Source organism: Limnofasciculus baicalensis BBK-W-15, from assembly GCF_024178385.1.
In the GTDB taxonomy this organism is placed as follows: domain Bacteria; phylum Cyanobacteriota; class Cyanobacteriia; order Cyanobacteriales; family Coleofasciculaceae; genus Limnofasciculus; species Limnofasciculus baicalensis.
This window is the reverse complement of sequence record NZ_JAMZMM010000204.1, coordinates 1-10,920: the sequence shown is the minus strand read 5'-3', so window position 1 is coordinate 10,920 and position 10,920 is coordinate 1. Positions and strand designations below refer to the sequence as shown.

13 protein-coding genes are annotated in these 10,920 nt (G+C 41.2%); 6 read left to right on the top strand and 7 right to left on the bottom strand.

The window, feature by feature from the left end; all coding sequences use genetic code 11:
- Positions 1 to 53: 53 nt before the first annotated feature.
- On the bottom strand, positions 54 to 602 hold the full coding sequence (locus NJ959_RS18575; RefSeq protein WP_254013228.1) for a hypothetical protein: 549 nt from the start codon (positions 600 to 602) through the stop codon (positions 54 to 56).
- Positions 603 to 984: 382 nt separating this feature from the next.
- Between NJ959_RS18575 and NJ959_RS30230 the strand changes: the two genes are divergently transcribed.
- Positions 985 to 1,107, top strand: a complete 123-nt coding sequence (locus NJ959_RS30230; protein ID WP_256529416.1) for a hypothetical protein — start codon at positions 985 to 987, stop codon at positions 1,105 to 1,107.
- Positions 1,108 to 1,241: 134 nt separating this feature from the next.
- Positions 1,242 to 1,868, top strand: coding sequence for a ribosome maturation factor RimM (gene rimM / locus NJ959_RS18570; protein WP_254013227.1), 627 nt, complete (start codon positions 1,242 to 1,244; stop codon positions 1,866 to 1,868).
- Between the two features lie 198 nt (positions 1,869 to 2,066).
- Here the strand turns inward: rimM and NJ959_RS18565 are convergent, their stop codons facing one another.
- Genes NJ959_RS18565 through NJ959_RS18555 form a run of 3 tightly spaced genes read right to left on the bottom strand, consistent with a single transcriptional unit; the run spans position 2,067 to position 4,051 of the window.
- Positions 2,067 to 2,699: a hypothetical protein gene (locus NJ959_RS18565; RefSeq protein WP_254013226.1), complete on the bottom strand. Its 633-nt coding sequence runs from the start codon at positions 2,697 to 2,699 to the stop codon at positions 2,067 to 2,069.
- Positions 2,700 to 2,744: 45 nt separating this feature from the next.
- A complete protein-coding gene (locus NJ959_RS18560) occupies positions 2,745 to 3,626 on the bottom strand; it encodes a M56 family metallopeptidase (protein ID WP_254013225.1) in 882 nt (293 codons plus the stop codon).
- A complete protein-coding gene (locus NJ959_RS18555; protein WP_254013224.1) occupies positions 3,626 to 4,051 on the bottom strand; it encodes a BlaI/MecI/CopY family transcriptional regulator in 426 nt (141 codons plus the stop codon). Before NJ959_RS18555 ends, NJ959_RS18560 begins: the two co-directional genes overlap by 1 nt.
- A gap of 486 nt (positions 4,052 to 4,537) precedes the next feature.
- Between NJ959_RS18555 and NJ959_RS18550 the strand changes: the two genes are divergently transcribed.
- From NJ959_RS18550 to NJ959_RS18540, 3 genes are all read left to right on the top strand, one after another.
- On the top strand, positions 4,538 to 6,148 hold the full coding sequence (locus tag NJ959_RS18550; RefSeq protein WP_254013223.1) for a 4Fe-4S binding protein: 1,611 nt from the start codon (positions 4,538 to 4,540) through the stop codon (positions 6,146 to 6,148).
- Positions 6,149 to 6,462: 314 nt separating this feature from the next.
- Positions 6,463 to 7,689 carry an urease accessory protein UreH domain-containing protein gene (locus NJ959_RS18545; protein ID WP_254013222.1) on the top strand — a complete coding sequence of 409 codons (1,227 nt, stop codon included), beginning with the start codon at positions 6,463 to 6,465 and terminating at the stop codon, positions 7,687 to 7,689.
- On the top strand, positions 7,664 to 8,437 hold the full coding sequence (locus tag NJ959_RS18540) for a hypothetical protein (RefSeq protein WP_254013221.1): 774 nt from the start codon (positions 7,664 to 7,666) through the stop codon (positions 8,435 to 8,437). The genes NJ959_RS18545 and NJ959_RS18540 overlap by 26 nt, the downstream gene beginning before the upstream one ends.
- 25 nt (positions 8,438 to 8,462) lie before the next feature.
- Here NJ959_RS18540 and NJ959_RS18535 read toward each other — a convergent pair whose 3' ends face one another.
- Together NJ959_RS18535 and NJ959_RS18530 are read right to left on the bottom strand one after the other, a co-directional pair.
- Positions 8,463 to 9,575: a flagellar assembly protein H gene (locus NJ959_RS18535; RefSeq protein WP_254013220.1), complete on the bottom strand. Its 1,113-nt coding sequence runs from the start codon at positions 9,573 to 9,575 to the stop codon at positions 8,463 to 8,465.
- A 60-nt stretch (positions 9,576 to 9,635) separates the two neighbouring features.
- Complete coding sequence (locus NJ959_RS18530; RefSeq protein ID WP_254013219.1) at positions 9,636 to 9,779, bottom strand: hypothetical protein; 144 nt, start codon at positions 9,777 to 9,779, stop codon at positions 9,636 to 9,638.
- Between the two features lie 129 nt (positions 9,780 to 9,908).
- Between NJ959_RS18530 and NJ959_RS18525 the strand changes: the two genes are divergently transcribed.
- Positions 9,909 to 10,106, top strand: coding sequence for a hypothetical protein (locus NJ959_RS18525; RefSeq protein ID WP_254013218.1), 198 nt, complete (start codon positions 9,909 to 9,911; stop codon positions 10,104 to 10,106).
- Positions 10,107 to 10,351: 245 nt separating this feature from the next.
- Here NJ959_RS18525 and NJ959_RS18520 read toward each other — a convergent pair whose 3' ends face one another.
- Positions 10,352 to 10,594 (bottom strand): hypothetical protein, encoded by a 243-nt coding sequence (locus NJ959_RS18520; RefSeq protein WP_254013217.1) that lies wholly within the window; start codon positions 10,592 to 10,594, stop codon positions 10,352 to 10,354.
- Positions 10,595 to 10,920 lie beyond the last annotated feature (326 nt).

The window sequence follows — 10,920 nt, the reverse complement described above, 5'->3', positions numbered from 1 at the left end:
GAGCAGGGGAGCAGGGGAGCAGGGAGCAGGGGAGCAGAGTTTTAACTCAAAGCTCAAAACTCAAAACTTAAGTTATCGAGGGTTAGTTGACCATCAAAGGCATAGAAGGTAATGCGAGAGATATTGGGATTGTGAATTTTCAGCTCAAGATTGGGAGGAATCGATGAATCAGAACCTGCTAGGTTTGGTTCGGTCATTATTTTGTCGATCAGGACGTTCTGGGAGTCGTACAGAGACATAATTGTACGCTGGGAACTGGTGACATAGCAACAAAAGCTAGTAATCGGTTTGGATAATACTATTTCCAGCCAGCCGCTTTTGGGAGCTGCCATTAGTACTGTAGTACCAGAATGAGGTGGATAGGCTGGATTGGAGGGTTGTAGGGCGATCGCATTTTTAAAAATCACCCCATATTGGTGAAATTGATGCTCTACAACTTCAAAGCATTTCAAGTCTTCGAGGTTGAGACAAATAGGAGAATGTCCGCTCACAACTACATTAGGGTCACACTCAGCTACACTTCGGCAAGGGGAAGCCACCATGGCTTGAGGTTCAATCCAATTATAATTTCTAATTTCTGGCAACTGTAGACTGCATTGCATCGGTATAACCTGTAAATGAACGCATTTGCTTAACAACCTGATGACTTGTAACCATCTGCTGTGCGGATACCCGTCGGAGTTTCCTTCCTCGACAAACAACCCACGAGTCTGCCTCGCCGACTGATACGATCCTGACTTTTCCACTGGATAGATGCGCCCTTCTCACTTTAAGACTACAAAAGTCTTTTACAGGATTACTTAACGTTTCTGTAAAACCTTCCACATAGCTTAAATTCTTTGATCGGAGAATACTTTCTCAAGTTCCCCAAATCCAATATGTCACATAAAAGACTCATTGTAGCTTAGTCCTAGCTGAGGTAAACTCAGTAAAACTACTAAACCCCTCAGTCACTAAGATTGCAAGCCTTGTATTAAGTTCTATATGGAACCTGCGATAACTAACTTCCCCTGGGTAGCGGCTCAATGGTATTTATCAGATGAGGTGGCTGATGGGCAGCGGATGAATGGTATTTATCAGATGAGGTGGCTGATGGGTAGCGGATGAATGGCGGATATATCACCAACTAACAACCAACAACCAACAACCAACAACTAACAACTAACAACCAACAACTAACAACCAACAACCAACAACTAACAACCAACAACTAACAACCAACAACTAATAACCAACAACTAATGACTAATGAAGACTGGCTAGAAATTGGCACTATTGTTGCTCCTCAAGGCTTGAAAGGGGAATTGCGGGTTTATCCGAATTCTGATTTTCCTGAAAGGTTTGAAAAACCTGGCAAGCGATGGTTATTACGAGTGGGGGAAACTGAACCCCAACCTGTAGAATTATTGAAAGGGCGTTTTGTACCAGGAAAAGGAATTTATGTGGTACGGCTAGCGGGGGTAAAAAATTGCGACAATGCAGAAGCTTTGCGGGGTGCTAAATTAATGGTACCAGAGAGCGATCGCCCACAGTTAGGAGAAGATGAATATCATATTCTGGATTTGCTTAATTTAGAAATTTATAATCAGCTAACAGGTGAGGTTTTGGGTGTGGTGGTGGATGTGATTCCGGGTGGAAATACTCTTTTGGAAGTAAAACTGCACAACCCACCAGAAACTGAAGCACCTAAACCTGAAGCAGCTCCTCCGACAAGGATTAGTAAGATCAAGAAACCGAAGCGTAAAGTAGCCCATACGGCAACTATTCTAATTCCTTTTGCTAGGGAAATTGCGCCTGTTGTAGATTTGGAAAATGGTCGAATTGAAATTAATCCTCCGCCGGGATTGCTGGAATTGAATGAAACTTGATATCTTTTCGATATAGAAAAAATTTAATACTACCCCTCTCCGCACTGGGTTTCGCCGAGCTACGCTTTTACGTGCCGCTGCGCTAACGCAGGAGAGGGGGTAGGGGGAGAGGTTTTAAAGTTAAGTTAAGAATTACCAATTATCACCATTTAACTCTTCATAGTTTGGTGAAATGATTGCTATTGGCTCCAGAGCCAATTATCCCAGATAAAGGTTAAATTGTTTAATTGGCTCACTCAAAATTGCCAAAACTTTGGCAATATTTACATCTTCTGAATCTTCAATTACTAATTCCTCTTTATCAATCAAAATAGTTTGCTCGGAAAGCTTGAGAAAACGCCATAATCTGCCAGTAGTAACTGCACCATAAATGCTTTGAGTGTTTCTGTCTCTGGCTTGGTTAAATCTCTGTGCTGCTACCATCTCAGCAATACATTGTCCCAAACCGACATTAGTACTCTCATTTTTGGCTTCAACAATTGCGATTACTGGTGCTTCGATTTCTAAAGTGAATTCTGACGCACTCAAAATATAGTCACAAAACCCATTAAGTCCATTGGCAATATCGACATTAAAATCTCTACCAGAGAAGATGCTAACATGTCCATTAAATATTTCTCTAATTTCTATAAGTAAAGGTGCAATAATTAACTCGGAACGAGCTTTTTCTGTATCGTTATCAAAGGCAACTTGCAAATTACGCTTCAGGGTTATTTTGAGGTATTCGCTCGGTTCAATTGGCTCTATTTGAGGAAATAGAGCCACCAGATTAACGTTAAGATTAAAGATTGCTTTGACTTGATTGATAGTTTTGAAATCGCTGTAAGCCATCGCTAAACACTCCTTACCCTCAATGTTGCAGAAGTCTAATTAATATCAAACATGAAATGGTATCGCAGCTAGAGGTGAAAATGCCCCAGCAAAACTTATCCAAAACCCCAATATTGGTGGATAAACTTCTGTAGTGCGATGCCTCTGACAGGCGCTGCCATCGCACTCGAAAGGTTCAGCTAGTAATGCTTCTAGTCTCTGGGTTAACTGATTGGAAGGAGCAACACAACTCAATCCAGCACAAAGTATTGATTCAGATACGGATGGTACATCCATCACCAAAAGCAAGGATTCTGCTAATAGTAAAGGATCTATTTTTTTTGCACTCCAACGATCTGCTCGTAGTTCCCGCAAGCATAAAAGTTCTTGCCAAATATTCTCTGTATTAGGTAACCAATTTGTTAATTTACGCACCCAACCTAGCCAGAAAAACCAAAATGTATCTCGGTAATAGTAATGGGCTTCCTCGTGGGCGATTACAGCCTCTAGATGGGCTGAATCCAGTGTATTTAACAGGGATTGACTAAGGACTAATTCTGGCTGCCAAAACCCAATTTGGGCGGCAAATAGGGCTTTTATATCGGGAACTCGACAGTATTTATCTCCAATTTTCATCAGAGGATAGGTACGAACTTCTCGCACAAGTCTTGCCCCTGCGAGTGCCTGCTGCAAAAATACGATCGCAGCCCAACCTAAAAAGCCTATAGCGCAATAGTAGGAAAACCATCCTGCCCACAACCCGAACATTTGTCCTGACGATCCCATGCAAAGGATCGAGGCTGCTGTCATTAATATTAATAAGAAAGGAAATAGAAATAAAAAGAGGGAGCGCTGCCATGAATTATACCAACTCAGAGGAATTGCCCACCATCGCAACCTGATGGCATAAGCTAAACCTAATGCGATCGCAATCATAATCGAGTGCATTATGAATTCTCCTCCTTGCGGGCGTTTCTGGCTTCTCTGAGACGTTTGGCGATGGCTTCCAATTGGGCGATGTTTCCGGGATCGAGACTATCTGCAAATGCTGCTACTACCTCTGGATTTCCTACCGCCAGAAATCGCTGTAATTGTTCGTAAGCCTCGATTGCCTGTGCCTCGGCGCGAGTCACCAAAGGATGCCAAGAGAATGTGCGATCGCTCTTATCACAAGCTAACCAGCCTTTCTCGGTGAGGCGACGGAGTACAGTTGTCACTGAAGTATAGGCTAATTCTCTATTTGGATCGGAGAGAATTCGTTCGTGTACATCCTTAACTGTAACAGAATCTAGCTCCCAGATAATATTCAAAATCTCTGCCTCTAATGGACCTAGGGAGAGTTGTTTGGGACGGTAATTTGGTAGAGAAACCATATTAATTCAAAAGCCATAAAAGGAGTTCATTAGTTCACAATATCCCAATAGACAAATTTCGACAAGTTTAGTGGGACTTATCTGCACCCAAACCCCCATAAGTTAAATTCAAAACAAGTCCAAGGACTTGAACTTGACTTTTACCTTCTTAATTGCTAAACTTTCTCATTACACTAGAGCAGAACTACAGCTAATGAGTCAATCAGGTTCTTGGCAACAATATTCCATACCGCTCCGCCATACGGCTACGTGATACCGAGTTCTGTTCAAATGTAGAACAGACAGGTGTCCCGCCTGTCAAGGACTGCTCGTGTCGCCTGCCCGACAAACTCCACATACTGCAACTCGGTATGTAGATTATAGCGTGGTGGGAGAAATTGAACTTGTCTTTTGTTCTTTAATTTAACTTATGCCTAACTAATTGAGAAATAATTGCATTATTAGGGGAGTTGACTAATCTTGTTTACTAATAGTTCAGAACAGCACATGAAATTTGTCAGGTATTTCCTTACATTTGGTTGGCTAGTCCTAATTTTTTCACTATTTTACGATCCCATATCATCCTGGCTTACCTACCCCAATAATACGCTGAGTCCCCTACGAATTAATCCAGATATCTGTGTAAAAGTTCAAGGTATTTGCCTAGAAAACAAACCCTATCCTTTAGGAACAAATATATTTTGGGGAGCGATTGTTCCTCTTTCAATTATTAGCTTTGTGGTTTATGGGCATGAACTATGGCGACGAATATGTCCGCTATCATTCTTATCCCAAATTCCTAGATACCTAGGATGGCAGCGACAGAAGCGGCGAGTCGATCCGAAAACAGGAAAAATCCGCTATGAGCTAATTAAAATCCGCAGCAAATCGTGGCTAGGCAAAAATTATTTATATCTACAGTTTTTTCTATTATATCTCGGTCTATGTGGTCGGATACTCTTCTTCAACTCCAACGCTTTAGCACTGGGAATTTTTCTAATTGTCACCATTTTTGCAGCGATGATTGTCGGCTATCTCTACGGAGGTAAATCCTGGTGTCAATATTTTTGTCCCATGGCTCCCGTTCAAGAAATCTATGCTTTACCAAGGGGAATATTTACCAGCAAAGCTCATGAAGATCCCCGGCAATCGCTCACCCAATCCATGTGTCGTACCGTGAATAAAGCCGGAAAAGAAAAGAGTGCTTGTGTTGCTTGTCAAAGTCCATGTATAGATATTGACGGAGAGCGAACTTATTGGGAAAATATCAATAAACCAGATCGCAAATGGCTCTACTATGGCTACGTTGGACTCGTTATTGGTTACTTTTCTTACTACTATCTCTACGCAGGCAACTGGGATTACTATTTCTCTGGTGCTTGGTCCCACGAAGCCAATCAACTCGCTACTCTACTAAGTCCTGGTTTTTATCTATTCAACCACTCAATTGGAATTCCCAAGTTAGTTGCTGTACCATTAACATTAGGCTTTTTTACTTTAGGCGGCTATTTTTCGGGACGGATGCTGAAAAAGTTATACAAAAATTACCTATGGCGGCATAAAAGATTTCTAATCAAAGAACAGATTCAGCACCGAATCTTTAGTCTTTGCACCTTCTTCATCTTCAATCTATTCTTTGGATTTGTAGGTTGTCCCTTGATTTTTCCACTGCCCCCAGCTATTGAATATCTCTTTAATACATTCATCATTATGGTTAGCACATTATGGCTTTACCAAACTTGGGGACGAAATCCAGCCGCATACTTCCGGGAAACCATTGCTAACCGCCTCCGTAGACAACTTGGTAAGCTTAACTTAACTGTCTCGCCATTCCTAGAAGGGCGCTCGTTAGAAGAGCTTAATGCTGATGAAATTTATATCCTAGCGAAGGTACTCCCAGGCTCCACAAGAGAAAATCAGTTCCAAATTTACCTACAGGTGGTGCAAACAGTACTAGAACAGGGTTATACTAGCTCTCCCACCTGTTTAGAAATGCTACAACAACTACGTTCTCAATTAGGGATCTGCGATGAAGAACACCAAACAGTCTTAGAAGAATTGGGGGTTGAAGATTCAGATTTTCTCAATCTTAATAAACAGAAAATTCTCTCAAATTGAAAAATTTGACCTGCCATAATCAAGATATAAATTAAGGCTAATCTCCATGGGATCTATTGAGTCTAAACGGATAATTAATTTCTGGAGAGATTCACTAGTGCCGCTAGGCGGAAGTCACGCATTCACGCATTCAAAAGAATTGATTGGTAAGGCTTTGATAATTTTGTCACTGGTGGGTTATTTCCAGCACGCTGCACTAGTTCAAGTTTGACAGTGTGTCTTTTGACATTTCCCCAACTTTATGATTAAAACTATTAAAAAAGTGAGTCAGATTAAAACCAGAGGTCTAAAAACAATTGACAGAGGAAACCCCTATGATAGACCTATTTCTGGTGATGATGCTAGGATTTCTGGGTAGTTTTGGGCATTGTGCGGGGATGTGTGGACCCCTTACCGTCGCATTTTCCCTATCCCACAAATCAGATACTCCACCCACATGGAAACAACAGTTTTATTTTCATAGCTTATTAAATTTGGGGCGATTGGCAAGTTACGCTATCGTCGGATTTGGGATTGGCGCATTAGGTTCAATTCTGATTGCTGGCGGACAATTTGCTGGTTTAGATAGTATTTTGCGGCGGGGAATGGCAATATTTACAGGTGTTTTACTCGTTTGGTTTGGACTTAGCCAAATTAAACCTAACTGGATGCCCAGACTCCCTATTTTACATCCATTAATTCAAGGGAATCTGCACCAAAAACTGGGAAAGGCAATGGTTAAAGTTTCTGAGTATGGACATTGGTGGACTCCTGCTTTATTAGGAATAGTTTGGGGATTAATTCCTTGCGGATTTCTTTATGCTGCTCAAATTAAAGCAGCAGAAACTGGTAATTTCTGGCTGGGCGGAGCCACAATGTTAGCCTTTGGTTTGGGTACATTTCCTACTATGTTAGGAGTGGGAGTCTCTACCGCTCTTGTTAGTACAAATCGTCGCAGCCAACTCTTCCGGATGGGGGGATGGGTAACGCTAACTATCGGAATTCTCACCCTATTGCGGACAGGGGATATGGTGGATTATACAGGACATGCCGCACTTTTATGTTTAATGTTAGCTCTAATTGCTAGACCAATTAGCAGATTTTGGCCTAATCCTTTGCGTTATCGACGGGCGTTGGGAGTTGGGGCTTTTGTTTTATCTCTGGCTCATGTAAGTTATATGTTTGACCATACATTTAGTTGGAATTTGCCAGCATTATCCTTTATGTTACCAATTCATCAGGTAGGGATGTGGGCGGGAATTATCGCATTGGCATTAATAACTCCGGCGGCACTAACTAGTTTTGATAGTTTAATGAGCTATTTAGGAAAGCGTTGGCGACAGATTCATTTACTAAGTGTTCCCGCTTTAATTCTCTGTGCGATTCATGTGGGGTTAGTGGGTTCTCATTATCTTGGTGAGTTGGAATCGACAACCATACAACAGTTGAGAACAGTATTTTTGGGAGCATTGACGCTAGGTGTTTTGCTAGTACGTTGGCGTTTAGCTTGGTTACTACTATCTTTAGATAAATTTTATGTCCCACCGAATCAATCTAAATAGCAGTTTATGGACACTATTACTCCTTTCACAAATTTCTCCTATTGCAGTTGCTCATAATATTAAGACTTCTGGAGAAGTTGCTGCTACTTTCCACATTGAACCCAATCACAATCCTAAAGCAGGAGAGCCAGCAAAAGCTTGGTTTGCTCTAACTCGCAAAGGGGGAAAAATTATCGAGCTAACTGATTGTAATTGTAAATTGGAGGTTAATTTAAAATCTCATCCAAAGGGCAGAGTAAATAGGGAAGAGGTAACAGGAAATAGAGAAGAGAGAATAATAGATTCCCATTCTCCAAAAAGGGCGAAGCATTTGGATAGAAAATCTTGGATTTCTCCGATGACACATCCCCCAAATGCTTCGCCCCCACTCCCCACTTCCGACTCCCTAAAGCCACCTCTAAAATCTATATCGACAGAGCAATATCAAGGGATTCCTGGAGCTGAGATTATCTTTCCCCAAGCGGGAGAATATGAACTGGAATTCAGCGGGACACCAAAAGCTGGAGCCAATTTTCAGCCTTTTGAATTTAGCTATACTGTAACAGTTAGGGCTGGGACAATTGCACCTACAGTGAGTCCATCACCTCAAGGAGTTAATAATCCGCAGAATATAGTTCATCATGGGGATGATGATAATATTTCACAGTCATTATTTCAGGGTAAAATTCCTGTGTTGGTTTTAGTAGTTGTTTTTGTATTAGGAGGTATTGGGTTAGTGGTACGATGGTTGAAGATGGGGAAATTTTGAATTTTTTATAAAAAATATACCAATTTTAACCCAACAATTCCAAAAATTGATCGCGAGATAACTCAGACAATCGCAACAACAACCCTTTCAACTCAACAGGAGGTAACGCCAATAAAGACTCAACAATCCCTATGAGAATTTCATCCAACTCCCCAAAGCGAAACTTCAGTAAAGTTTCCACAATTAAATGTTGCCCTTGCCTCATTCCTGAAGAGTCGCCTGGTAATTGAGATAATTGAAGTAACAGCCGAGTTACTTGAATCGGAGGTAAGGCAGATAAAGGCTCTACCAGCGATACCATAGGTTCAAATAATTCTCCAAATCTTCCTTGAATGAAGCTTTCAATAATTAAGCGTTGTCCTTGGTGAACCCCGCGTTCAATACCTTCCTGAACCCCTTCAATTTTGCCACGTTGTTCAGCCGCCGCTAATTGTTCTTGAAATAAAGGAGCAATTGCCATAATCAACTTATCATCCTCCTGAACCTCTAACTGTGACTTTTGTTCCCGATTAACACGCAAATTCGATTGCAATTGATAAACTAATTCTAACGCATTTCCCCGCCAAGGATTATCCACAGGCAACGCAGCCAGAGACGCAAGTGCATCCTCTTGCACCTTCCCCCTCCCCAAAATCCGCAACCACAGCGTCTCAGGGGTTTTCGGCAACTGATGGATAACCACAATCGCTGTCCGGAAATACTCCCCCAGGAAATAGATTCCCCTCCCCCAGTTATCTTCATCTCCAGTTGCCTTAAACCCATTTAACAAAGTCTCTGAAGCTGTGGGAGTCAAAATCCACAACCAAGGTGCTTCAGTAGAGACAGTATTTTCTCGTTTAGCTTCCCTTGCTAAATCAGCTTTTACATCCAACAACTTGCTTAAACAACTGAGAACCTTTTCAGGCGTTACCGGATTCCTAAAGGGTTCAAATAACGCCGGAGTTCCCGCCATCTTTCCCAATAAACCCAGTTTCTCTCTATACTCTGAATATCCTGATTTATCAGGGTTTGGAGTGAAATAAACATCAATTTCACGGACTTCGGAAGCCACTGGTTTAGCAGGATTTACACCACCGATGTAACCGAGGGTTTCGTCTAATATATCTTTGGCAAATTGGTCGTGGGCAAATCGGGTCATCGAGATAATCTTTAGTTTATTTATTCTCTGATTTTATCAGATTTCTGAGCCAGTAAATGATTAAAATGACTTCTCCAGGGAGAGAATGGCTCCTAATGCGATCGCAGAAATAGCGATAATAATTTCAGATCCTGGCAAATCCAGCCTGAGTAACAGATTAACAATTACCCATGGTTTTTTTATTCTATCTTGTTTGTGGTACACTTTTATTATCTGCGATCGCCCCATTCTGATTTTTTCGAGGTGCTTAGTACAATGACTATACAAATCGAATCAGATCTTAAAGAAGTTTGAGGACAAATTAATCAAAAATTAGATACTCTTGCCAAAGATGTGATAGAATTGAGGATATCTGCGATTAAGCTGGAAGGGAAAATTAAAGGAGATATTAAGGCTTTAGGTGAGAAAGTCGATGGATTAGCTAAAGGTATTGATAATCAAGAATTTGTGAGTCGAGGGGTGTTGATTGGATTAATTGTTGCCATTGCTGGTGGTGCTGCTAAATTATTTGGTTTTTTCCCTAATCCTTAATTCTAGTTGGGTTGGGGCGGGTTTTGAAGATATTTTGTTGGTGAAACTTAGATCTTGCACCAATATCAAAACAGAGTTTTATGTAGGGTGGGCTGTCCCCTTGAGAAGGCGAAAAGCTTATTATTACGTTAGTGGGGACGGCCCACCCTACAGTTATTGAGAATGGCGCTAATGTTATCGAAGCATTTGGCGAAATCCGCATCTAATTGAATGGATTGGATTGGACTCTAGATGTGAATTTTGCATTAAGGACGGGGGAGCAGATTACCATTTTGGATTCTGCCACCGTATATTCCGTCATTACGATTATAGAAGTTTCTTTGGGAATATGTATTAATTTTATCCTCAAGAATTTTGTATGTTTGCGGTAAGTTATCTTGCCACATACGAATCTGACCGATTATGAATGCTTGCTCTCCACCAGGTATTTGAGCGACAACCGACCGCATATCATCAGGTGTCATGAAGTCGTTTTGATCGTTAGTCATTACTAAGTGAAGGCCCCATATATTTCCCGCAGTTGTTTTAACCACCACTCCAATGCAGGATGTGAACATCGTGAACATAATCTGTGTAGGGTTTTGGCCCCACTGTTTTTCTGCGATGTGTTCTGTATCCTTTGTTTGAACAATTGTGTATGTCATGGTTATATTTGGTGTTGTTTTCGTCTGCGAAAATTTTTGCACAGCGGTAGGTGTTTTTGTAAGGGATCGCCTACCGCTTCCTTATGGTTTTCTAGAGTCAGATAAGTGCAAGAGTATTTTTTGAGCCGTATGTGTAAAAAACACTTTGGTTTAATAGCCAAGTATTTTTT